Genomic DNA, 21,309 nt, shown 5'->3' on the forward strand with positions numbered 1-21,309 from the left:
GTTCGCCCTCCGTCGCGCCTGAGATCGGCACAAGATGGTTCACAGTCATACCCCCAAGGCCCCCTGCCCGGTACGACGAATAAAGCGAACCTAAAGTTTCGGCTCTAGACGAGAACCTTGATGATGCCGGTCAGGGCCAGTTGGCCCAGGGCCAGGGGGACCAGGATCGCCCAGGCGAGCTTTTGGAGCTGGTCCTCGCGCAGCCGGGGGAACGTCACGCGAAACCAGATCACCACGAACGACAGCGCGAAGACCTTGATCAGCGTCCACAGCCAGCCGGGGAGGAACGGGCCGTGCCAGCCACCCAGGAACAGGACGGTGGTCAGGAACGACAGGACCACGATCCCGACGTACTCGGAGAGCATGAACAGCGCGAAGCGCATGCCCGTGTACTCGGTCATCGGGCCCATGATGATCTCGGACTCGGCGATCGGCATGTCGAACGGGGGTCGGCGCAGCTCGGCGAGCCCGGCCAGGAAGAAGACGACGCCGCCGACGGCCTGCCACGGCAGCCACCACCACTGCCACGCCTCGACGATGCCCGGGATCGACAGCGTGCCCGCGGCCATCGCGACGGAGGAGGCCGCCAGGACCAGCGGCAGTTCGTACGACATGAGCTGGGCGGCCGAGCGCATGCCGCCGAGCACCGAGTATTTGTTGGCCGAGGCCCACCCGGCCATGATCGAACCGAGGACGCCGACGCCCATGACGGCGAGGACGAAGAAGAGGCCGAGGTCGAGGTTCACGGCCACGAGGCCCCGGTCGATGGGGATGGCGATCAGCACGACGAGGTACGGGACGAGCGCCACGCCCGGGGCGATCATGAAGATGCGGCGGTCGGCCGCGGCCGGGATGACGTCCTCCTTCTGCGCGAACTTCACCCCGTCGGCGATGAGCTGCGCCCAGCCGTGGAAGCGGCCCGCGTACATGGGGCCCAGCCGCGACTGCATGTGAGCCATGACCTTGTGCTCGGTCTGCCCGACGATCAGCGGCAGAACCAGGAACACGATGAGGATGACGGCGAAGCTCAGCACCACTTCAAGCATCGGGCGGCCCCCAGTCGGCTGGAACTCCTGGCGGAAGCGTCTTACGGCGGCTCGGAGCGCCGTGCCCCGACTCGCCGGGCTCCTTGGCGCCGGGCCACGGCTTGGCCACGCGGGCGGCGAGGATGAAATCCTTGCGGAGCGGATGGCCCTCGAACCCGTCCGGCAGGAGGAGCGGCACGAGGTAGGGGTGGTCGTCGAAGATCACGCCGAACATCTCGTACGTCTCGCGCTCGTGCCAGTTCGCGCCCCGGTAGACGCCTACCGCGGTGGGGAGGTGGGGGTCTTCGCGGGGTACGCGGGTGCGGAGGAGCAGGCGGGCGTTGGTGGTCAGGTTGTAGACGTGGGCCACGACGAGGAAGGCGTCCGGCGGGTCGTCGACGCCGGTCAGCCAGTCGAAGAACGCATAGCCGAGGTCGTCTCGGACGAACGTCAGGAGCTCGATCCAGTCGGTGGAGGCCACGTCGATCGTGATGTCACCGTAGGACTCGGAGATTTCGGCTCGGGCTCCGAATCGGGTGTCCAGGTGGGTGAGGGGGCCAGGGGGGTGAGTGCCGTCGGATGGCTGACCCGGTGCGGCCTGGTAGGCCGTGTCCGGGCGGTCCGGGGTTCCCTCGGTCACACGTCCTCCCCGTGGGAGCGGGACCACACGTACCGGTCGCTGAGCTTCTCCTCGGCGATCTTCTCCTGGAGCTTCATGATCCCGTACAGGAGGGCCTCCGGGCGGGGCGGGCAACCGGGCACGTACACGTCGACGGGGATGATCTGGTCCACGCCGTTGGTCACGCAGTAGGAGTCCCAGTAGGGGCCGCCGGAGTTGGAGCAGGCGCCGAAGGAGATCACGTACTTCGGGTCGGGCATCTGCTCGTAGAGCCGCTTGACGGCCGGGGCCATCTTGTCGGTGACCGTGCCGGAGACGATCATCAGGTCGGCCTGGCGCGGACCGTTCGCGAACGGGATCACGCCGAACCGGATGAAGTCGTGCCTGCTCATCGAGGTCGCGATGAACTCGATGGCGCAGCAGGCCAGCCCGAAGTTGAACACCCACAGCGAGTAGCGCCGGCCCCAGTTGAGCACGAAGCGCATCGGCTTGGGCGCCAACCTGGAGATCGGGCCCACGGTGGGCATCGGGAGGTCTGTTGCTGCCATGTTGACCATTCTTGCGCGGATCGCAGGTCAGGCAAAGGAATCTTCTCTTGGGGGGTGTTTGGGGGTTTCTTGGCATGGTGACGGGCTGTCGGGGTCTCCCTGGGGTGCTGCACCGCACGCTGGCCGGACGGGGCGGGGCTCCAGCGGCGTGAGGGCGGGCGGTGGTGGGAGCAGTGGACGGCGGTGGTCGGGCAGGGGGTGCGGGTCGAGAGGGTACGAAGGGCGGGCAGTGCCAGGTTGAGCACGGTGCGCGGAATGGGCAGAGCGGGGCGCGGAGCTGGGGCAGGGGCTAGGTGCGGGGGCGGGGCTAGGTCCAGGTGAGTACGCGTTTGCGCCAGGCGTACAGGATGCCGAGGGCGATGAAGCCCAGGAAGACGAACATCTCCACGAGCGTCGTCAGCCCGTAGCCGGGCGCGTCGAAGACCGTGGCCCAGGGGAAGAGGAAGACGGCGTCCACCGCGAACACCACGTACAGGTACGTGAAGACGTAATAGCGGACCTGTGACTGCGCCCACCCCTCCCCGACCGGGTCGACCCCGCACTCGTACGTGGTCAGCTTCTCCGGGGTCGGGCGGGTCGGGCGGAGGAGGCGGTTGGCCAGCAGGGCGCCGGCCACGATGGCGACGCCTATGGCGAGCAGCGCGGCGACAAGTACGTAGGACCCGAAATAGCCCTCCATGGGGGAGATCGTAACCCGGGATGCCCATCTACGAATCGGGTCAAAGCCCACGAATCATCCCCGATCACGGGGCAACGTACCCGCCCCAGTCAAAGGCTCGGGAGTGATCACGTCAAAACAGGGTAAACCGCAAGATCAGCCCCATACCCTGACATCCATGCGCAAAACGCGATTCTTCTCCGGAATCGCTCTGCTGGCCCTCTCAGCGACCGCCTGCGGTCTGGCGTCCGCCTCCCCCGAGAGGGACGTCGTGGTCCCGGCAGAGCCGACGATGATCGACTTTGTCGACCCGGCGGCCGTTGCCGGCCTGTCCACCAGGACGCTCACCGACGACCACTACGCCGGCACCCGATTTGTGCATATCGACTACCCCGAGTTCCAGTCCGCCCCCGCCCTCAACCGCGCCCTGCGCGCCCAGGCCGAGCGGCAGCTGCGGGACTTCCGCGGGCGGACCAGAGGTCGCGCCGCCTACCCGCGGCCCGAGCTGAACGTGGACTGGCAGCTCGCCGCCGCCTCTCCCCAGGCGATCGCGGTGCGGCTGCGTACCGGCGAGTTCCAGGGCGCGGGCTGGAGCTACTCCACGCGTACGTACTGGTTCGACCGGCGCGCGGGCAAGGTCACGGAGTCGGCCGGGCTGCTCGACGGCGAGCACGCCCTGCGGCAGCTCGCCCACCTGGTACGCGAGCGGCTCAAAGGACGCGGGGCGCAGGTGGCGCGGGAAGAGGTCAGCGCCCGCGGCGACCGCTTCGACTCGATGGCGTTCAACCGGAGCGGGGACCTGGTGGTCGAGTTCGACGACTGCCAGATCGGGCCGTGCTCGCTGGGGCGGCTGGCCGTGGCCATCCCGGCGGAGCGGGTACGTCCGCTGCTGTCCGAGTTCGGGCAGCGGGCGCAGGACGGCGTACGGGAGGCGGCCAGGCAGGCGCAGGACACTGTGCACGAGGCGGCCGCGAGGGCGCCGATCCGGCAGCCCGAAACGGCGGAGAGCCCGCAGGCCGCCAGCAACCAGGCGGGCACCGTCGACTGCGCCAAGGCCAAGTGCGTGGCGCTGACGTTCGACGACGGCCCCGGGCCCTTCACCGCCAAACTGCTGGACATCCTGCGGAAAGACCGGGCCAGGGCGACGTTCTTCGTGGTCGGCTCGAACGCCGCCGCCCAGCCCGAGCTGATCAAGAGGATGAGCGCGGAAGGGCACCTCGTCGGGAACCACACCTGGGACCACAAGGACCTGTCCAAGCAGGTCACCAGCAGGATCACCGACTCGCTCGCGCGTACCGTCGACGTCGTCGAGGCCGCGATCGGGCAGCGGCCGACGCTCGCGCGGGCGCCGTACGGGGCCATGAGCCAGACCGTGCGCGACGTCGCGGCCGGGCTGGGGCTCGTTCTGGTCGACTACGACGTCGACGCCGAGGACCTGCTCACACATAAAGCGGGCGACATCACGGACCTTGCCGTGCGCAAGGCGCATCCAGGTGCGATCATTCTCATGCACGACATCCACCGGGAAGCCGTTGACGCGGTTCCGGACATCCTCAAAAGGCTGCGGGGGAAGGGTTACAGCTTCGTCACCGTTCCTGAGTTGTACGGCTCGGCAGGGATGCAGGCCGGACGCCTGTACCGGTCGGGGGACGAGCTGCCGGGTAAGCGACCCCTGACGTAAGACACGTATTGGGGGGACGTATAGTTGGCGCTCGTGACCCGCACCGTTCTCTATGCCCGCCTGCATGTGGACCTCTGCAGGCTGGCGTCCGGGCTGTGTCGTCGTTCTCCCACCTCACCCTGATTCGACCGCGTTTACCCGCTCTCCGCGGGAAGCAAACGCGCGACCTTCCGAGGATCTAGCATGGATACAGAGAACGCGCCCGCGGCGAACGCGCCTCGGGCGTCGAGGAGGACTGAGCCGTGACCCAGCGCAGCGAGGGCACCAATGAGCACAGTCGAGTTTCGTTCACAGCACTGAAGAGGGAGGCGCTGTGAACAAGCAGGTCCAGCAGCTCGACCGCGTGATCATCAGATTCGCCGGCGACTCCGGCGACGGCATGCAGCTCACCGGCGACCGCTTCACCGCCGGCACGGCGGAGTTCGGCAACGACCTGTCGACGCTCCCCAACTTCCCCGCCGAGATCCGCGCGCCCGCAGGCACCTTGCCGGGTGTGTCGAGCTTCCAGCTCCACTTCGCCGACCACGACATCCTCACGCCCGGCGACGCGCCGAACGTGCTCGTGGCCATGAACCCGGCGGCACTCAAGGCCAACCTGGGCGACCTGCCCAGGGGCGCGGACATCATCGCGAACATCGACGAGTTCACCAAGCGCAACCTGCAGAAGGTCGGCTACGACGCCAACCCGCTGGAGGACGACTCGCTCAGCGAGTGGCGCGTGCACGCGGTGCCGCTGACCTCGCTCACCGTCAAGGCCCTCGAAGGTTTCGACCTGTCCAAGAAGGACGCCGAGCGGTCGAAGAACATGTTCGCGCTGGGCCTGCTGAGCTGGCTCTACCACCGGCCGACCGAGCACACCGTCAAGTTCCTCGAGCAGAAGTTCGCGAAGAAGCCTGACATCGCCAAGGCCAACATCGCCGCCTTCCAGGCCGGCTGGAACTACGGCGAGACCACCGAGTCCTTCTCCGTCTCGTACGAGGTCAAGCCCGCCCAGCTCGCCCCCGGCGTCTATCGCAACATCTCGGGCAACCAGGCCCTGGCCTACGGTCTGATCGCCGCCAGCGTGCAGTCCAAGCTGCCGCTGTTCCTGGGCTCCTACCCGATCACCCCGGCCAGCGACATCCTGCACGAGCTGAGCAAGCACAAGCGGTTCGGCATCCGCACCTTCCAGGCGGAGGACGAGATCGCGGGCGTCGGCGCGGCGCTCGGGGCCGCGTTCGGCGGAGCGCTCGGCGTGACCACCACGTCCGGCCCGGGTGTGGCGCTGAAGGCCGAGACCGTCGGCCTGGCGGTCACCACGGAGCTGCCGCTGCTCATCGTGGACGTGCAGCGCGCGGGCCCGAGCACCGGCATGCCGACCAAGACCGAGCAGACCGACCTGCTGATGGCCATGTTCGGCCGCAACGGCGAGTCGCCGGTGCCGATCGTGGCGCCGATGTCGCCGAGCGACTGCTTCGACGCCGCCATCGAGGCCGCCCGGATCGCGGTCAAGTACCGCACCCCGGTCATGCTGCTCTCGGACGGCTACCTGGCCAACGGCTCGGAGCCCTGGCGCCTGCCCGAAGTATCCGACCTGCCGGACATCTCGCAGCCGTTCACCGACGCCCCGAACGGCGCCGACGGCGAGTTCCTGCCGTACAAGCGCGACACCGAGACGCTGGCCCGCCCGTGGGCCATCCCCGGCACGGCCGGGCTGGAGCACCGCATCGGCGGCATCGAGAAGGCCGACGGCACCGGCAACATCTCCTACGACCCGAACAACCACGACCTGATGGTCCGCACGCGCGCCGCGAAGATCGCCGGCATCGACGTGCCGGAGCTGGCGGTCGACGACCCCGACGGCGACGCGAAGGTGCTGGTCATCGGCTGGGGCTCGACGTACGGCCCGATCGCCGCGGCCGTCCGCCGGATCAGGCGCAACGGCGGCAAGGTCGCCCAGGCCCACCTGCGCCACCTCAACCCGCTGCCCGCCAACACCGGCGAGGTGCTCAAGAGCTACGACAAGGTGCTGCTGCCCGAGATCAACCTCGGCCAGCTCGCGCTGCTGCTGCGGGCCCGCTACCTCGTCGACGTGATCAGCTACAACCGTGTGCGCGGGCTCCCGTTCAAGGCCGAGGAGCTGGCCGGAGTCATCCAGGACGTGATCGACAGTGACTGAGCTCGTTAACGGGAAGGGCCTGTCGCTCATCCCCAAGACCGACGCCAAGCAGACCCTGAAGGACTTCAAGTCCGACCAGGAGGTCCGCTGGTGCCCCGGCTGTGGCGACTACGCCATCCTGGCCGCGGTGCAGAGCTTCCTGCCGGAGCTGGGGCTCAAGCGCGAGAACATCGTGTTCGTGTCGGGCATCGGCTGCTCGTCGAGGTTCCCGTACTACCTCAACACGTACGGTTTCCACTCGATCCACGGCCGCGCGCCCGCCATCGCGACGGGGCTGGCCGCCTCCCGGCCCGACCTGTCGGTGTGGGTGATCACCGGTGACGGCGACGCGCTGTCGATCGGCGGCAACCACCTGATCCACGCCCTGCGCCGCAACGTCAACCTGAACATCCTGCTGTTCAACAACCGGATCTACGGGCTGACCAAGGGCCAGTACTCGCCCACCTCCGAAGTCGGCAAGATCACCAAGTCGACGCCGATGGGCTCGCTGGACAAGCCGTTCAACCCGATCTCGCTGGCCCTCGGCGCCGAGGCGTCGTTCGTGGCCCGCACCATCGACTCCGACCGCAAGCACCTGCAGTCGGTGCTGCGCGAGGCCACCGCGCACCGCGGCACGTCGCTGGTGGAGATCTACCAGAACTGCAACATCTTCAACGACAACGCCTTCGAGCAGCTCAAGGACCCCAGTGTCCGCGACGACATCACGCTGCGCCTGGAGCACGGGCAGCCGATCGTGAGCGCCTCCAAGGCCGTCGTGCGGGCGGCCAACGGGGGCATCGAGGTGGTGGCGCGCGACGGCGTGAGCGAGGACCAGATCCTCGTGCACGACGCGCACGCCCCCGACCCGTCGGTGGCCTTCGCGCTCAGCAGGCTGGACGAGCCGGCGTTCGAGCACGTGCCGATCGGCATCTTCCGGCAGATCGACCGGCCGGCATACGACGTGCTGATGGCCGAGCAGCTTGAGGAGGCCGTGGCGCAGAAGGGCCCCGGCGACCTGAGCGACCTGCTCATGGGTGGAGACACCTGGCGCATCGGCTGATTAGATGGAGCCGTCGGCCCGAACGGCTCCATCTTCCCCGCGGAGTGGCGAACGTTCAGGCCCGAGAGCGGTAGCTTGCGTGGCCGGCGAGGGCCAAGTGAGCGCGACCATTCAACGCGGAGGTCAATCCACGATGTCGTATTGGCCGGAAACCGTGGTGCTGGTGACCGGGGCGGCCGGATTCATCGGCGCGCATCTGGTGACGCGCTTACGAGCGCTCGGCGCCCAGGTGCACGCCGTCAGCCGCCGCCCCCAGCAGGCTCGCCACGGCGAGACCTGGCACGTGGCGAGCCTGAGCGACGCCGACGCGACGACGCGCCTCTTCCGGTCGGTACGGCCGACCCACCTGTTCCACCTCGCCGGCGAGGTCACCGGTTCGAGAGGTGACGAGGTCGTCCGCGCGACCCTGGAGAACAACGTCATCGGCGGGGTCAACGTGCTGGCCGCCGCGCACGAAGGCGGCGTCAAGACCGTCTTCACCGGCTCCATCGAGGAGCCGCGCCCCGGCAACGACCACGCGTCGCCATCGTCGGCGTACGCGATGTCCAAATGGGCCGCCACCGGCTACGCGCAGCTCTACCACCGGCTCTGGGGGCTGCCCGTCACCGTCCTGCGCCCCAGCATGGTCTACGGGCCGGCCCAGCCCGACACCACCAAGCTCGTCCCCTACGTGACGCTCTGCCTCCTGCGCGGCCAGCACCCCCGGCTCACCAGGGCCGCCAAGCTCGCCGACTGGATCTACGTCGACGACGTCGTCGACGCCTACGTTCTGGCGGGCGAATCGGACAAGGCCGTCGGGCACTCGCTGGATATCGGGACCGGCGTCAGGACCCCGGCCCATGAGGTCGTCGAGCGGCTTTATCGGATCACCGGCGCGAGCACGAAGCCCGAATTCGGCGCGGCCCCTGATCGTCCGCACGATATTACGCAGGTCGGCGACATCGCGCCCGCCGCCGATCGGCTGGGCTGGCGTCCTGTCACGGAATTGGACGAAGGGTTGCGCCGGACTGTCGATTGGTACGCGTCGCAAGAATGTCACAAAGAATCACAGGCTTAGCCGCGCCGGCATAATTCTGGGAGCATGGAGGGGACTTATCCTGGCCGGAGGAGCGCCTTTATGAGCCGTCTGAATGCCCTGCGCAGCCGTTTCGTGGACGCTCCGGATTCGCTGGGGGCCAAGGCACGGGCGCGGCGGTGGCAGTGGTTCGCCGACCGGTTCCCCGACCTCGACCAGATGAACGTGCTCGACCTCGGCGGCACCGCCGGGGCCTGGATGCGAGCGCCGGTCAAGCCGGCGCACGTACACATCGTCAACCTGGAGCAGCCGCCCGCCGACCTGCCGTCATGGCTGCGCGCCGACATCGCCGACGCCTGCGACCTGCCGGCCGCGATCCGTGGCACGCGGTACGACCTGGTGTTCTCCAACGCGGTGATCGAGCACGTCGGCGGGCACCAGCGTCGGCAGCGGTTCGCCGACACCGTGCACGAGATGGCCGAGCGGCACTGGGTGCAGACGCCCTACCGCTATTTCCCGGTCGAGCCGCACTTCCTGTTCCCCGGGTTCCAGTTCCTGCCGCTCGCCGCGCGGACGACGATCCTGCGCCGCTGGCCGCTGGTCCACACCCCGACCTCCGACCGCGACGCCGCCCGGATGATCGCCATGGAGGTCGAGCTGCTCAGCGTGACCGAGATGCGGCACTACTTCCCCAAGTCCCAGATCCGCTTCGAACGGCTGGCCGGGCTGGTGAAGTCGGTCATCGCGATCCGCAGCTAGTCCGCGGCCAGCACGCTCGCTCCGCCGCTCTCCCAGGTGTTGCCCTTCCAGACGTTGCCCGGCCCGTTGGAGTCCCAGTACGACACCGGGCCGGCAGATCCGCCCTTGGGCCACACCTTGCGGCTGAAGACGTTGTCGATCACCTTGATGTTCGAGGACAGGCCCTTCCTGCCGGCGCCCGCGTACAGTGACCAGCCGCCCCCGGCCAGCAGGTTGCCCTGCACGGTGACGTTGCGGGTCACCCCGAAGTCCTGGAAGAGCGCGATCGCGCCGGTCTGGTCGAGCGTGTTGATCACCGTGTTGCGCCGGATGATCAGCTCGGTGCCCGCGGCGGCGGTGCCGGTCGACATGATCATGTCGGTGTGGTCGCCGGAGTAGTACTTCGGGTCGTGCACGTACGAGTCCTCGACCAGCCCCTGGTCGGTGAGGATGCCGTTGGAGATCGTGTGGATGTCCACGCGGCGGATCGTGACCATCTTGCCCTGGTTGAGGATGCCGAACTGGGTGCGGTTCTTGCCGTTGCCGAAGATCTCGCTGTCCTCGACCTTGAGGCCCGAGAAGCCCTCGCGCTGGAGGATGCCCCAGTAGTCGTCCTGCCCGCGCACCCGGGTGTTGCGGATGGTCACGTTGTCGGCCTCGACCGTGATGTCGCCGGTGATGTCCCAGCCGTCGATGACCTTGCCGTCTTCCTTGATGACGATCGAGCCGGTCTTGCGGACCAGGTCGGTGCCGGCGGGAACGCCGGTGTTCCCGGGTCCGGGCCAGCCGCCGCTCGGCGGCGGGGCGGTGGTCGTCGGCGTCTTCGTGGGAGTCGCCGTGGGGGTCCCGGGCAGCGTCCTCGTGGGGGTCGCCGTGGGGGTCGCGGTCGGAGTGGTGGGCGTCCTCGTCGGCGTCACCGTGGGAGTCGGGGTCCGCGTCGGGGTCGGCGTGGGACTCTCGGGCGTCCTGGTGGGAGTCGGTGTAGGAGTCTCGGGCGTCCTGGTGGGCGTCGGCGTCTCACGCGTGGGTGTCGGAGTCGCACCGGACGTCCTGGTCTGCGTCGGTGTCGGTGTCGGCGAGGAGATCAGGGTCGGCGTCTTGACGGGTGTCCCGGTCGGCTTGGGCGTCGGCCGCGAGGTCGGCTTCTTGGTGGGCCGCTTGGGCCACCACCACGGTCCTCTGGTCCGCTCCTTCCGCGGCCGCGGGCTCTCGGTGGTGGGCCGCGGCCGGGACTTCTGCCCGGCGGCGGCGTGCGGCGAGACCGAAGCCTTCGCCCCGCCCGCGTCCGTCAGGGCCGCCTGAGGCTTCAGCGCGTCAGAGGCGACGATGCCGTACCCGCCGGCCAGCACCGCGATGGCGGAGGCACCTGCCAGGGGTAACCACGCGTTCCGCCTTTTACTTCGTTTACTGCCCCGATGTCGCGACACAGGCGACTCCTTCCGATCACGGCCACGTCGAGTCCCCAAGGGGAGAGAGTAGCCACGCCGGAAGCACAAAGAGGGGTTTTTGCCGAAAAGGACTCGCTTACCCCTCAATTCCCAGAAATCTCACCTTTCTCAATGATCACAAAAAGCCCGTTATCCCGGACTTACCGTCCCGCCGTTTTCCCAGGTGTTGCCGTGCCACGTATTTCCGGGCCCGTCCTTATCCCAATATGAAACCGGCCCGGCAGATCCGCCCTTGGGCCATACCTTGCGGCTGAAGACGTTGCCGATCACCTTGATGTTCGACGACTTGCCCTTGGCCCCGGCGCCCGCGTACAGGGACCAGCCGCCCCCGGCCAGCAGGTTGCCCTCCACCGTCACGTTCTTGACCACGCCGAAGTCCTGGAAGAGCGCGATCGCGCCGGTCTGGTCGAGCGTGTTGATCACCGTGTTGCGCCGGATGATCAGCTCGGTGCCGTCGGCGGGCGGCCCGGTCGACATGATCATGTCGGTGTGGTCGCCGGAGTAGTACTTCGGGTCGTGCACGTACGAGTCCTCGACCACGCCCTGCTGGGTCAGGATCCCGTTGGAGATCGTGTGGATGTCGACCCGGCGCACCGTGAGCAGCTTGCCCTGGTTGAGGATGCCGAACTGGGTGCGTTCCTTGCCGTTGCCGAAGATCTCGCTGTCCTCGACCGTCAGCCCGGTGCGCCCCTCGCGCTGGAGGATCCCCCACCAGCCCTTCGTGCCGCGGACCCGCGTGTTGCGGATGGTCACGTTGTCGGCCTCGACCGTGATGTAGCCGGTCACCTCGACGCCGTCGATGACCGTGCCGCTCTTGGTCACCCGGATGGATCCGGATTCGCGTAGGGGCACGCCCTTGGGCACACCCGTGTTGTCCGGCCCCGGCCAGCTCCGCTCCTGCGGCTTCAGCGGCGGGGCCGAAGCGGACTCGGACGCGCTCGGGGTGGGCGGCCGGGTGGCGATCGGCTCCCGGGCGCCGGAGCTCTGGCACCCGCTCAGCAGCACGATCAGGCCCAGACCGACGACGTACGACCTCACTAGGCCTTGGTCCTCCGGCCGCCGACGAGATCGGCCAGCGCGGGTGGCGTCCAGCGCTTGGCGACCTGGCGCAGGTTGCTCTTCCACGCCTCGCCGGGCCGCTGCTTGAACAGCGTGGTGTGGTCGTCGGTGACCTCGTCCTCGGGTCTGCCGTTGGAGTAGTAGTAGAGCGCCATCGAGCGCCGCGCCCGGTCCTGCGGGCAGGTGAGCGGGTCCGGATGCCCGTGGTTGGCGTCGTCGGTCGTGGCGAACAGCACGAACCGGTTGAAGAGCGGGAGGATCTTGCCCTCGCACTCGGTCATGTCCCGGTTCCACAGCTGCAGGTGCCCGCCGTAGCTCTCCTCCCAGTCCTTGTTGAGGTAGAGCAGGCCGTTGAGCCGGCGGTCGAGGTTGAGCTTCCGGCTCTTGTTGAAGTCGGCGTGCACCTTGAGGAAGCCGCCCGGCCGGATCTGGTGCAGGCCGCCGCCCTCGAAGTGCGGGTCGGAGACGAGCTGCGTGATGCCGGTCATCCGCTCCAGGAACTCGACGAACACCCCGCTGTTGAACTCCGCCAGCAGATGCCTGGTGGCCGGCCCCATGCGCTCGGTGTCGGCCAGCGCCAGCTTCACCTCGCGAGCGGTGTCGAACCGCTCCCAGGTCGCGTCACGCGGCTCGGGGAACTCCCCGAGGACGGGCTCCAGCACCTCGGGCGGCAGGAAGTCGTCGATGACCACATGGCGGAACGGCGAGGCCGTACGGAACTGCTCGGAATACTTGTCCGCCAACGGGAAGAGGTCATCCCGGCGGAAGGTGAACGCCTGCAGATCCTGCATGAAATGTGTCTCCGTCTCTACGACACCCGGCCCCTACCTCCTCATCGCCTCAGCCGTGTCAGCTGTTACCTGTAACGCTCCATTGCTGGGGCGCGATGGCGACATGTGACGCCCGGCCCTCCCCGAGTCGCGATCGTGATCGTGACCTACAACAGCGCTCCGGTCCTCGGCGGTTGCCTGGCCTCCCTGCCCGAGGGCAGCGCCGGGGTACGGCTCACCGCCGTCGTCGTGGCCGACAACGCCTCCAAGGACGGCTCGCTCGGCATCGCGGAACAGGCCACCGGCCTGCCCGTCCGTCCCGTTCCAGTGGGCCGGAACGCCGGGTACGCGGCGGCGATCAACGCCGGGATCGCGGCGCTCGACCTCGACGAGCTCGACGCGATCTTCGTGATGAACCCCGACTGCCGCCTGCGCCCCGGCTCGCTGGCCGTGCTGAGCGAGGCCCTCGGCCGTCCGGGCACCGGCATCGCCGTCCCGCGGCTGCTCAGCACCGAGGGCGTGCTCCACCACTCGCTGCGCCGCACGCCGGCCGTACGCCGTGCGCTGGCCGAGGCGGTGCTCGGCGGGCACCTCGCGGGCCGCGTCGGCGCGCTGGGCGAGATGATCGTCGACCCCGGCCGCTACGAACGACCCGGCCCCGCGGACTGGGCCACCGGGGCCGCCATGCTCATCTCGGTCGCGGCTCTCACCGAGGTCGGCCCGTGGGACGAGTCCTTCCTGCTCTACAGCGAGGAGACCGAGTTCGCGCTGCGGGCCGCGGACGGGGGCTGGACCCTCTGGTACGAGCCCGCCGCGGTGGTCGAGCACATCGGCGGCGAGGCGAAGACCAGCCCGATGCTCGCCGCGCTGCTCACGGTCAACCGCGTGCGGCTGTTCCGGCGGCGCAGGGGCAGGATCGCGACCGTGGGCTTCTATCTCGCCGTCCTGCTCGGCGAGGCCATGCGGGCCGCCGCGGGCCGCCGTACGGCCAGAGCGTCGGTCGTGGCCCTCCTCAGGCCCTCCCGGCGGCTGCGCACCCTACCCGGATGAAAGGGACACCATGAGAGTCGAGCATCTGGAGCTCGAAGGCGTGCTGCTGTTCGTGCCGACGCCCTTCCACGACGATCGGGGCTTCTTCACCAGGACCTTCGACGCCGCGATCGCCGCGGAGCACGGGCTGGACCACGCGACGTTCATCCAGGACAGCCAGTCGCGCTCGCGCCTGGGCACGATCAGGGGGATGCACGGCCGCTCGGGCCGCGGCGAGGCCAAGCTCGTACGGGCGGCGCACGGCGCCGTGCTCGACATCCTGGTGGACGCGCGCCCGGCCTCGCCGACGTTCGGCTCGCACGTCACCGTCCGGCTCGACGACGTGTCGTTCGCGCACCTCTACGTGCCGCCGGGGATCCTGCACGGCTACCAGGCGCTGACCGAGCACGCCGACGTCTGCTACCGCATCGACAGGGAGCACGACCCCGCCGAGGACCTGGCCGTCCGCTACGACGACCCCGACCTCGCGCTGCCCTGGCCGTTGCCGGTCACCGCGATCAGCGAGCGCGACAGGTCGGCGGGCTCCTGGAAGGAGCTCAGGACCAGCCTGTCCGCCTGATCCCGGCGCTCGAACCGCAGCAGCGCCCCCGCCGCGCCGACCAGCAGGAACATCACGCTGGTGATGCCGGGGAAGGAGAGCAGGTCGAAGGTGGCCGCCCCCAGCAGCGGGATCACCAGGCAGGCGGCGATGGTGAGCCCCAGGTTGCGGACGTTCGGGTCGGGGCTCAGCCGGCGGACCCAGAGGGCGACCACGATCCCGCACCCGATCACGCCGACGAACCCCAGCACGCCGACGAGCCCGGTCTCGACCAGTGACAGCAGGTACTGGTTGTCGAACACCTGATGCTTGAAGGGATACCAGGTGCCGAGCCCACGGCCGAAGATCGGGCTCTTGCCGAACTCCCGCATCGCGAAGGGGTAGTCGTGGGTGCGGTAGATGATGCTGCTGTCCTCGCCGGCGCCGGCGAACAGGTTGTAGAACGTGCCGATCAGGCCGGGCGCCAGGACCTTCATGAAGCCCAGGAACACCACGAACGCGCCGATGGTGACGATCCGCCGCCGGTTGGACCAGCCGAGCAGCAGGATCAGCCCCGCCCCGGCCAGGCCGAGCACGGCGGTCCTGGAGACCGAGAACATCAGGCCGGCCGCGATGATGACGGCGCACATCCACCAGCGGGTCGCGGCCTCGCCGCGGCTGCGCGCCTGGAAGCCGAGGTGCGCGGCCAGCGGCAGCAGCATCGCCGACACCGCCCCGAACTCGATCGGATGCCCGAGCGTGCCGGCGACGCGGCGCAGGTCCGAGCGGGAGATCACGGTGGGCACCTCCTCGACGGAGGAGTGGCGCAGCCCCGGGATCTGCATGTACTGGGTGACGTCGAAGTCGAGCCGGAACTGCAGCAGGGCGACGATCGCCGCGAACGTGCCGCCGATCACGACCGCCTTGAGCACGAAGTCGAGGCGCTCGCGGCTGCCGATGCCGTCGCACATCACCAGGAGCACGCTCACGTAGCCCGCGTAGAGCACGAACGTGTGGTCGGAGAGGTTGAGCTCGTCGGACGGCAGGTACCGGTAGGTCGTGTACCCGTAGATCGCCAGCAGGAGCATGCCGTACACGAAGATCGCGGTGCGGACCGGGTTGCCGCCCTTGGCCACGCCCGTCGTGGTGACCATCTGCGCGCACACCCACACCACGCCCAGCGCCAGTGCCATGATCTCGGCGGGCGTGAGCGACAGCGGGAGCCCGGCCACCGCCAGGCGGGCCGGCAGCATGAGCAGGACCACGACGAAGACGCAGACCAGCGTGGCGCCGTCGGCGCGGCGGAGCGGCCGCCGCGGCAGGGTGGCCGTGGTCATTCGCGTCCAGCCAGCGACCGGGTTCCGTTGCTCGCGACAGGCTCGTACAGTCCGAGCTCGGGCGGGCTCGGACGGCGGGCCCGGCGATGGCGGACGAAGCTCTCGAACGCGAAGGCGGCGAACAGGCTCATGAAGAACGCCAGCGCCCCGGTGACCACCGCACTGCGCATCCGGCTGCCCTTCTTCTCGTCGGGCTGGGTGGGCGGCACCACGACGGTGGCGCTCACGTACGTGGTGGGCGGCGCGTTGACCTGCTGCTGGCGGGCGCGCAGCTCCTGCTGGGCCAGCTCGGTGACCTTCACGACGATGCCGTGGGCCAGCTCAGCGCTCGGCGCCTCGCAGGTGATCACGATGAACGGGGTCGCCGGCATCATCTCGGGGTTCGTTCCCCCGCTGGTGATCTTGAGTGTGACGTCGCCGCCGATCGGCGCGCCGACCTTGGCGACCGCCTGAGGGGTGTTCAGCGCCTGGATGAGGATCGACGAGGTCATGCTCAGCCCCTGGTCGAAGGAGACCAGGGGGTTGGTGCGCGGGTTGGGGAACCTGGGGTCGCTGGGCACGCTGCCGCCGGTGACCGGCAGGGTCAGGACCAGCGCCGAGCTGGAGATGAAGGTCTTGGGCGCCACGGCGAAGACGCCGAACGCTCCCACGATCGTGAGCAGGAAGGCCGGGATTGTCACGTACCAGCGCTTGAACAGGATGCTCGCCGTCGCCCAGAAGTCCATGCGCGGGCCTCATCCCTCGCCGTTGTCCTGGCTCGCCTTCCCGGGCCAGGGCACAGGCGAGAGGGGCTCCCCCCGGTAGATGGGGAACTCCATGGTGGCGGAGCTGTCGTCGTCGAGATCCATGGACACCGGCTCCGGCACTTCCACCGGCTGCGCCACGGGCACCGGCTCCGGAGCGGGGGCCGGGGTGGCGAGCGGGCTGAGGACCGGGCTGGGGCTCGGCGCCGGGCTGGGGGTCGGGGCCGGGGTCGGGGCCGGGGCCGGGGTCGCCAGGGGAGCGGCCAGCGGGACCGCCATGGGCGCCGGGGGATCAGGCCGCTTCTGCTGCTTGGGCGCGCGCCTGGTCACCACGCCGTAGGCGATGCCGAGACCCAGGACCAGGGTGAGCACGGCGCCGCCGATCGCCCCCTGCCAGTTCACGCTGTGGTCGGACTCGGGCGTGGACGGCGGCACGATGTCGGTGGAGGTGATGAAGGTGTTGGCCGGAGCGCCGAGCGCCTTCTGCCACTTGAACAGCTCGGTCGCCACTCGCTCACGTGCCGCCATCAGCACGGCCGTGGCCTTCTGCGGGGACTCGCTGTCGACCCTGATGTAGATGTAGGGCCCGTTGATGTCCAGGACGTTCGGGTTGGAGCGCCCGTCGTCGATCGTGATCTCCGTCGGGCCGTCCTTGGGCGCGCCGAGCTGCGTCCAGACGTCCTGCGTGTTCATGGACAGGATGACGATGCTGGCCCCGGTCTTCAGTGCGTCGTTGAAGGAGAGGAACGGATTGGTGAGCCCCTGCTTGGTCCTGTCGGAGGGAACGGTGCCGCCGTTCACCGGCGTGGCCAGGACGAGGGAGACATCGGCCGTGTAGTGCGCCGGAAGGACCGTGTACACCACAGCGCCCACCAGGATCGACAGAAGGACCAGTGGCGGGCCTATTCGAAGTCGGCGGAGAAGACCAAGGATCGCCTTCCAGAACTCCATTTTGGTACGTTCCCCCGCATCAGCAATGCTTGCTCTATAGCGGACCATCGCCCATCCACGGCCAGACGTTACATCTCCGAAGAACGGTTACACCGCGCGTAGTCGAACCGATAGACCTACGACTACGGCGACGGGGGCTTCGGTGGGGCTGACAGTAGAGCGTCCGGCGACGCGGGGCAGGCTGGCCGGACTCGACGGCTTACGGGGCCTGGCCGCGTTGTTCGTCGTCCTGCACCATTGCTGGCTCCTGTCCTTCCCCGGGTTCCCGGTCAACGACGCGCCCTGGTGGACGGGATGGCTGCTGTACGGCCATTTCGCGGTCGTGGTGTTCATCGTCCTGTCGGGCTTCTCGCTGGCGATCTCGCCCGCCCGGTCCGGCTGGCGGCTGGGCGGCATCCCCACGTTCCTCAACCGCCGCGCCTGGCGCATCCTGCCGCCCTACTGGGCGGCGCTGGCGTTCAGCCTGGTGATCGCGTGGACGGTCATCCCGCAGCCCGGCCAGCAGCCACCCACCGGGCAGTCGGCCCTCATCTACGGGCTCCTCCTGCAGGACGTCTTCGGCTCCCCCAGCCCCAACGGGGCCCTGTGGTCGATCGCCGTCGAGGCGCAGCTCTACCTGGTGTTCCCGCTGATGCTGCTGGTCCTGCGGAAAATGGGCGCGGCGGTGATGCTCGGCGCGGTGACCGCGATCGTCGTGGCGGTGGGGGCGCTGGCGCCTTCCGTGCCGGCCGTGGACCTGCTGATGCGGCTGACCCCGCAGTTCGCCGTGCTCTTCGCCGTGGGCGCGGTCTGCGCCGGCGTCGTGCGCGCGCAGGATCGTACGGAGCGGCTGCCCTGGCACTGGTTCGCGGCGGCCGCCGCGCTCCCGGCGCTCCTGCTCATCGTGTTCGCCGGGCCGGTCTGGGTGGTCGCGAACTTCTTCTGGGTGGACCTGGCGGTCGGCCCGGCCGCCGGGCTGCTGCTGACGGGTGTGGCGACGGGCCGTCCGGTCTGGCTCGTACGGCTGCTCGACACGCGTCCGCTCCGGCGGCTGGGCTCCTTCTCCTACAGCCTCTACCTGATCCACTCACCGCTCGTCGTCATGGTGAACCGGCTCGTCGTCGCCCCGCACGTGCCGCCCGGCATGCCGACCTTCCTGCTCACGCTCGCCCTGGCCGTGCCGGTGAGCGTGGGGACGGCGTGGTTGTTCGCCTCGGTCTTCGAGCTGCCCTTCCAGCGGCACCGGAGCTGGAAGGGGCTGCGCGACGCCGTACGCGCGCGGTTCGTCAGGTGACCTTGGCCAGCGCCTCGGCCTCGTACTCCGCCGCGAGCCGCTCCGGGATGCGCGTGAAGTCGTCGGCCCGGTAGAAGTCCCGCAGGGTGGTGCCGCGGCAGGTGGCGTCCACGTTGGGCGCCGCCGCGCGGGAGCGGACGTCGTCGATGTGGACGGTGCGGAAGTCGATGCTGAAGCGGGTCCTGCCGGAGGTGTTGGTGACGGTGGAGTGCAGGTGCGCCCCCGAGAAGAGGAGCATGCCGCCCGGCTCCGGCACCAGCCGGAGCTCGGTCTCGAGGTCGAGCGCCTCCTCCGGCTTGGGCTGCTCGCGGGTGTCGCTGTGGACGTGCTGGGCGGCCGTGGGCCGGCTCACCGCGGTCCATTCCGCGTAGTCGTAGCGGCCGCTGCCGTTGCGTACGGGGCGGTCGAAGTACTGCGGGTGCAGGGCGAAGACGTTCTCCGGGACCACCTCGTAGATCGGGATCCACCAGTTGACCTGGCAGAACGGCGCGGCGTACCAGCAGTCGCGATGGGCGTGGTAGGCGTAGGAGATGCCGGAGTCGAGGTAGTGGTCGGCGGTGGAGGTGCGCAGTCTCGGCACGTCGAAGTAGGTCTTGTCCAGCGCCATACCCAGCTCGTCCAGCAGGGTGACGAGGAGCCTCTTGCTGGTGGGGTGGTGGATGAAGCGCGGCTTGAGGTCCGCGAGCAGCGCCGCGAACTCCTCGACCGGCATCTCGTACTGGGCGGTCTGGGGGTCGCGGCCCTCGAACGCCTCCTCGACCAACTCGCGGGCGAACTCGATCAGCTTGACCGAGGCGGGCGTCGCGGAGTAGAGGAAGAGGTCTCCCTGGAAGAGCATTTTGCGCCGAACGTCATCGCCGATTCGGCTATTTGCCAATAAAACGGACATAGCGAGATTTTCCCCCTCGCGTGGTTCTTTTCCCTTCTCTCGCCTTTGCCCGCTTCTTCGTTACAGGGGGTTAGAGGGGTTAAAGAGGCAACTGTGTCTGTGTGTCCGGCCTGCCCACATAGACCGAATAGTCCGGGTGGTCGAAGCGGTGCAGCGCCTGGATGTTGTCGTTCCAGGGTGCGGGAACCGCGCGCTTGTGCCGCAGGCCGTTGATCGGCGCCAGCTTCATCAGCTCGTTGTCCTCGTTGAACTCCCGGATCGCGCTGAGCTCGCCGACATAGTCGTTGTGGATGATCTGGTCGTCGTCACCGACGGTGTCGTCGAGATAGCAGAACACGCGCGGCAGGAAGTATTTGTGGTCGCCCTTGAACAGCCGGAGCGCCGCCGCGGTCGAGGAGTAGAAGTCCACGTCGATGGAGACGAACCCGATCGGCGCCGGACGCTCGCCGTCGAGGAACTCGCCGACCGTGTCCTCGATGTTGCCCAGGATCAGCGAGGCCGTCCCCAGCCGGGCCCGGAGGGCGTCGACGTCCATGACGAAGTCGCCCTCGCGCCAGATGTAGGGCAGGTCCCGGTAGTCGGTGGGCTTGGGCAGCCCGGCGCCGGTGTCGAAGCCGTAGACGTCGATCTTCACCCCCGACGCGGCCGTCGCCAGCGCCGCCATGCGGTTGAGCTCCACCATGCCCGAGCCGCCCGCGACACCGAACTCGACCACGCTGATCCGGCCGACGCCGAGGCGTCTGGCCAGCTCCGCCGCCTGCTGCACGCCGTAGGCGTAGTGCGGCCTCGGGTGGAGGTCGAGCGCGCAGCGCAGCTCGTACGAGCCGAACGGCAGGCGCCGCAGGACGGCCAGCAGGATCCGGCCCGGCTGCATGAGCAGGCGCACGATGCGAATCAACAAGAGGAGATCACCCTTTCGAGGAGACGAGTCGGGCGGCCAACCCGGCGAGTTTGCGGCTGCGGTGCGTCACCATCTGCTGCTGCCGGCGCCAGTACGTACGCAGCAGCACGGCATGGGCACGGTTACGTTGCTCCGGGGAGAGCTCCATGAGCCGCACGGCCCGGTACATCGCCCGGAACTGCAGCGTCGTGGCGAAATGCGCGGTCCAGGCCGGGACCCCGAGCGCCGAGGCGATCCCGGACAGGCGCCGCTCGCGCAGGTTGCGATGGGCGAGGGCTTCCGGCACGTGGCCCCAGGGCGCGGTCAGCGCCAGCATGGTGGCGTAGACCTCGTCCTCACGGATCATCAGCGGCCGGGGCACGGCGGCCACCCGCGCCCGCCGCATCAGCCCGTAGAGGGGGTCCAGTCCGTGGTGCTGGGTGGTGACCACGTCCCACAGCTCGTCCAGGCGGTCGATGGGATCGTCGGAGAGCATCTGGGTGCCGCGGTAGCTGGGCTGGTGGACCGTGCCGTCCGCCCCGGTGTAGCTGATGTCCGAGGTGACCAGGATGAGCCGCTCGTCGGCCAGGAACGGCTCCAGCGTCCGGGAGACGTAGTCCGGTTCGAGCAGGTCGTCGTCGCCCATCCAGCGGAAGAACTCGCCCCGCGCCCGCCGGAGCACCTCCACGAAGTTGCCGATCACGTGCAGGTCACGCGGCTGCCGGTAGTAGGAGATCCGGCTGTCCTGCCTGACGAACTCGCGGCAGAGCTCCTCCGTGCCGTCGGTGGAGGCGTTGTCCGAGATCACCACCTCGATCTCGGCGTGATCCTGGGCCAGCGCCGATCGCACGGCCGCCTCCAGGCGGTCCGCACCGTTGCGGACCGGGATTCCGATGGACACCAGCATCGCT

Annotated in this window: 23 protein-coding genes; 10 read left to right on the forward strand and 13 right to left on the reverse strand. The window is 69.0% G+C overall.

Annotated features, from left to right (window positions below):
- Positions 1-104 precede the first annotated feature (104 nt).
- The 4 genes from ABZS69_RS42045 to ndhC all read right to left on the reverse strand — a co-directional run bounded on the left by ABZS69_RS42045 (position 105) and on the right by ndhC (position 2,871).
- On the reverse strand, positions 105-1,046 hold the full coding sequence (locus ABZS69_RS42045; protein WP_355382292.1) for a complex I subunit 1 family protein: 942 nt from the start codon (positions 1,044-1,046) through the stop codon (positions 105-107).
- On the reverse strand, positions 1,039-1,665 hold the full coding sequence (locus ABZS69_RS42050) for an NADH-quinone oxidoreductase subunit C (protein WP_355382295.1): 627 nt from the start codon (positions 1,663-1,665) through the stop codon (positions 1,039-1,041). The genes ABZS69_RS42045 and ABZS69_RS42050 overlap by 8 nt, the downstream gene beginning before the upstream one ends.
- Entirely contained in the window at positions 1,662-2,129 is a 468-nt protein-coding gene (locus ABZS69_RS42055) for an NADH-quinone oxidoreductase subunit B family protein (RefSeq protein ID WP_355382497.1), read from the reverse strand. The genes ABZS69_RS42050 and ABZS69_RS42055 overlap by 4 nt, the downstream gene beginning before the upstream one ends.
- Before the next feature lie 370 nt (positions 2,130-2,499).
- The gene (gene ndhC / locus ABZS69_RS42060; protein WP_355382297.1) at positions 2,500-2,871 is read right to left on the reverse strand and encodes an NADH-quinone oxidoreductase subunit A; all 372 of its coding nucleotides are present in this window, start codon (positions 2,869-2,871) and stop codon (positions 2,500-2,502) included.
- 157 nt (positions 2,872-3,028) lie between these two features.
- Between ndhC and ABZS69_RS42065 the strand changes: the two genes are divergently transcribed.
- The 6 genes from ABZS69_RS42065 (at position 3,029) to ABZS69_RS42090 (ending at position 9,502) form a co-directional block, all read left to right on the forward strand.
- Complete coding sequence (locus ABZS69_RS42065) at positions 3,029-4,531, forward strand: polysaccharide deacetylase family protein (protein ID WP_355382300.1); 1,503 nt, start codon at positions 3,029-3,031, stop codon at positions 4,529-4,531.
- 33 nt (positions 4,532-4,564) lie between these two features.
- The gene (locus ABZS69_RS42070) at positions 4,565-4,654 is read left to right on the forward strand and encodes a putative leader peptide (protein ID WP_350733556.1); all 90 of its coding nucleotides are present in this window, start codon (positions 4,565-4,567) and stop codon (positions 4,652-4,654) included.
- Positions 4,655-4,844: 190 nt separating this feature from the next.
- Positions 4,845-6,689 carry a 2-oxoacid:acceptor oxidoreductase subunit alpha gene (locus tag ABZS69_RS42075; RefSeq protein WP_355382303.1) on the forward strand — a complete coding sequence of 615 codons (1,845 nt, stop codon included), beginning with the start codon at positions 4,845-4,847 and terminating at the stop codon, positions 6,687-6,689.
- On the forward strand, positions 6,682-7,728 hold the full coding sequence (locus tag ABZS69_RS42080; protein ID WP_355382306.1) for a 2-oxoacid:ferredoxin oxidoreductase subunit beta: 1,047 nt from the start codon (positions 6,682-6,684) through the stop codon (positions 7,726-7,728). Before ABZS69_RS42075 ends, ABZS69_RS42080 begins: the two co-directional genes overlap by 8 nt.
- A gap of 133 nt (positions 7,729-7,861) precedes the next feature.
- On the forward strand, positions 7,862-8,785 hold the full coding sequence (locus tag ABZS69_RS42085) for an NAD-dependent epimerase/dehydratase family protein (protein WP_355382309.1): 924 nt from the start codon (positions 7,862-7,864) through the stop codon (positions 8,783-8,785).
- Between the two features lie 60 nt (positions 8,786-8,845).
- Positions 8,846-9,502 (forward strand): class I SAM-dependent methyltransferase, encoded by a 657-nt coding sequence (locus ABZS69_RS42090; protein ID WP_355382312.1) that lies wholly within the window; start codon positions 8,846-8,848, stop codon positions 9,500-9,502.
- Here the strand turns inward: ABZS69_RS42090 and ABZS69_RS42095 are convergent.
- Positions 9,499-10,398 carry a hypothetical protein gene (locus ABZS69_RS42095; RefSeq protein WP_355382315.1) on the reverse strand — a complete coding sequence of 300 codons (900 nt, stop codon included), beginning with the start codon at positions 10,396-10,398 and terminating at the stop codon, positions 9,499-9,501. The two genes, ABZS69_RS42090 and ABZS69_RS42095, sit on opposite strands and share 4 nt — an antisense overlap.
- Before the next feature lies 1 nt (position 10,399).
- Here ABZS69_RS42095 and ABZS69_RS42100 point away from each other — a divergent pair, with 1 nt between their 5' ends.
- Positions 10,400-10,783: a hypothetical protein gene (locus ABZS69_RS42100; RefSeq protein WP_355382318.1), complete on the forward strand. Its 384-nt coding sequence runs from the start codon at positions 10,400-10,402 to the stop codon at positions 10,781-10,783.
- Positions 10,784-11,058: 275 nt separating this feature from the next.
- On the opposite strand, the gene ABZS69_RS42105 is transcribed toward ABZS69_RS42100, so the two are convergent.
- Positions 11,059-11,967: a hypothetical protein gene (locus ABZS69_RS42105; RefSeq protein ID WP_355382320.1), complete on the reverse strand. Its 909-nt coding sequence runs from the start codon at positions 11,965-11,967 to the stop codon at positions 11,059-11,061.
- Positions 11,967-12,779: a 2OG-Fe(II) oxygenase gene (locus ABZS69_RS42110; RefSeq protein ID WP_355382323.1), complete on the reverse strand. Its 813-nt coding sequence runs from the start codon at positions 12,777-12,779 to the stop codon at positions 11,967-11,969. The genes ABZS69_RS42105 and ABZS69_RS42110 overlap by 1 nt, the downstream gene beginning before the upstream one ends.
- 105 nt (positions 12,780-12,884) lie before the next feature.
- Between ABZS69_RS42110 and ABZS69_RS42115 the strand changes: the two genes are divergently transcribed.
- Positions 12,885-13,808, forward strand: a complete 924-nt coding sequence (locus ABZS69_RS42115) for a glycosyltransferase family 2 protein (RefSeq protein WP_355382326.1) — start codon at positions 12,885-12,887, stop codon at positions 13,806-13,808.
- A gap of 10 nt (positions 13,809-13,818) precedes the next feature.
- Positions 13,819-14,367 (forward strand): dTDP-4-dehydrorhamnose 3,5-epimerase family protein, encoded by a 549-nt coding sequence (locus ABZS69_RS42120; RefSeq protein ID WP_355382329.1) that lies wholly within the window; start codon positions 13,819-13,821, stop codon positions 14,365-14,367.
- On the opposite strand, the gene ABZS69_RS42125 is transcribed toward ABZS69_RS42120, so the two are convergent.
- From ABZS69_RS42125 to ABZS69_RS42135, 3 genes are read right to left on the reverse strand one after another with little or no spacing between them, the layout of a single operon-like run.
- Positions 14,256-15,662, reverse strand: a complete 1,407-nt coding sequence (locus tag ABZS69_RS42125) for an O-antigen ligase family protein (RefSeq protein WP_355382332.1) — start codon at positions 15,660-15,662, stop codon at positions 14,256-14,258. The two genes, ABZS69_RS42120 and ABZS69_RS42125, sit on opposite strands and share 112 nt — an antisense overlap.
- The gene (locus ABZS69_RS42130) at positions 15,659-16,387 is read right to left on the reverse strand and encodes a hypothetical protein (protein ID WP_355382335.1); all 729 of its coding nucleotides are present in this window, start codon (positions 16,385-16,387) and stop codon (positions 15,659-15,661) included. The genes ABZS69_RS42125 and ABZS69_RS42130 overlap by 4 nt, the downstream gene beginning before the upstream one ends.
- A 9-nt stretch (positions 16,388-16,396) precedes the next feature.
- Positions 16,397-17,269 carry a hypothetical protein gene (locus ABZS69_RS42135; protein ID WP_355382338.1) on the reverse strand — a complete coding sequence of 291 codons (873 nt, stop codon included), beginning with the start codon at positions 17,267-17,269 and terminating at the stop codon, positions 16,397-16,399.
- A 229-nt stretch (positions 17,270-17,498) separates the two neighbouring features.
- Between ABZS69_RS42135 and ABZS69_RS42140 the strand changes: the two genes are divergently transcribed.
- The gene (locus ABZS69_RS42140) at positions 17,499-18,629 is read left to right on the forward strand and encodes an acyltransferase (RefSeq protein ID WP_355382341.1); all 1,131 of its coding nucleotides are present in this window, start codon (positions 17,499-17,501) and stop codon (positions 18,627-18,629) included.
- On the opposite strand, the gene ABZS69_RS42145 is transcribed toward ABZS69_RS42140, so the two are convergent.
- The 3 genes from ABZS69_RS42145 to ABZS69_RS42155 all read right to left on the reverse strand — a co-directional run bounded on the left by ABZS69_RS42145 (position 18,622) and on the right by ABZS69_RS42155 (position 21,305).
- Positions 18,622-19,467: a hypothetical protein gene (locus tag ABZS69_RS42145; RefSeq protein WP_355382344.1), complete on the reverse strand. Its 846-nt coding sequence runs from the start codon at positions 19,465-19,467 to the stop codon at positions 18,622-18,624. The two genes, ABZS69_RS42140 and ABZS69_RS42145, sit on opposite strands and share 8 nt — an antisense overlap.
- A gap of 130 nt (positions 19,468-19,597) precedes the next feature.
- Positions 19,598-20,419 carry a hypothetical protein gene (locus ABZS69_RS42150; protein WP_355382347.1) on the reverse strand — a complete coding sequence of 274 codons (822 nt, stop codon included), beginning with the start codon at positions 20,417-20,419 and terminating at the stop codon, positions 19,598-19,600.
- 7 nt (positions 20,420-20,426) lie between these two features.
- A complete protein-coding gene (locus ABZS69_RS42155; protein WP_355382350.1) occupies positions 20,427-21,305 on the reverse strand; it encodes a glycosyltransferase family 2 protein in 879 nt (292 codons plus the stop codon).
- Positions 21,306-21,309: the final 4 nt, after the last annotated feature.

This window comes from Nonomuraea sp. NPDC005650 (genome assembly GCF_040605375.1).
Lineage (GTDB): Bacteria > Actinomycetota > Actinomycetes > Streptosporangiales > Streptosporangiaceae > Nonomuraea.

Excerpts from the sequence above, each read along its gene's own strand:
- ndhC (WP_355382297.1), bottom strand. The coding sequence starts at position 2,871 with ATGGAGGGCTATTTCGGGTCCTACGTACTTGTCGCCGCGCTGCTCGCC.
- ABZS69_RS42130 (WP_355382335.1), bottom strand. The coding sequence starts at position 16,387 with ATGGACTTCTGGGCGACGGCGAGCATCCTGTTCAAGCGCTGGTACGTG.
- ABZS69_RS42045 (WP_355382292.1), bottom strand. The coding sequence starts at position 1,046 with ATGCTTGAAGTGGTGCTGAGCTTCGCCGTCATCCTCATCGTGTTCCTG.
- ABZS69_RS42145 (WP_355382344.1), bottom strand. The coding sequence starts at position 19,467 with ATGCTCTTCCAGGGAGACCTCTTCCTCTACTCCGCGACGCCCGCCTCG.
- ABZS69_RS42065 (WP_355382300.1), top strand. The coding sequence starts at position 3,029 with ATGCGCAAAACGCGATTCTTCTCCGGAATCGCTCTGCTGGCCCTCTCA.
- ABZS69_RS42085 (WP_355382309.1), top strand. The coding sequence starts at position 7,862 with ATGTCGTATTGGCCGGAAACCGTGGTGCTGGTGACCGGGGCGGCCGGA.
- ABZS69_RS42155 (WP_355382350.1), bottom strand. The coding sequence starts at position 21,305 with ATGCTGGTGTCCATCGGAATCCCGGTCCGCAACGGTGCGGACCGCCTG.
- ABZS69_RS42055 (WP_355382497.1), bottom strand. The coding sequence starts at position 2,129 with ATGCGCTTCGTGCTCAACTGGGGCCGGCGCTACTCGCTGTGGGTGTTC.
- ABZS69_RS42120 (WP_355382329.1), top strand. The coding sequence starts at position 13,819 with ATGAGAGTCGAGCATCTGGAGCTCGAAGGCGTGCTGCTGTTCGTGCCG.
- ABZS69_RS42125 (WP_355382332.1), bottom strand. The coding sequence starts at position 15,662 with ATGACCACGGCCACCCTGCCGCGGCGGCCGCTCCGCCGCGCCGACGGC.
- ABZS69_RS42110 (WP_355382323.1), bottom strand. The coding sequence starts at position 12,779 with ATGCAGGATCTGCAGGCGTTCACCTTCCGCCGGGATGACCTCTTCCCG.
- ABZS69_RS42090 (WP_355382312.1), top strand. The coding sequence starts at position 8,846 with ATGAGCCGTCTGAATGCCCTGCGCAGCCGTTTCGTGGACGCTCCGGAT.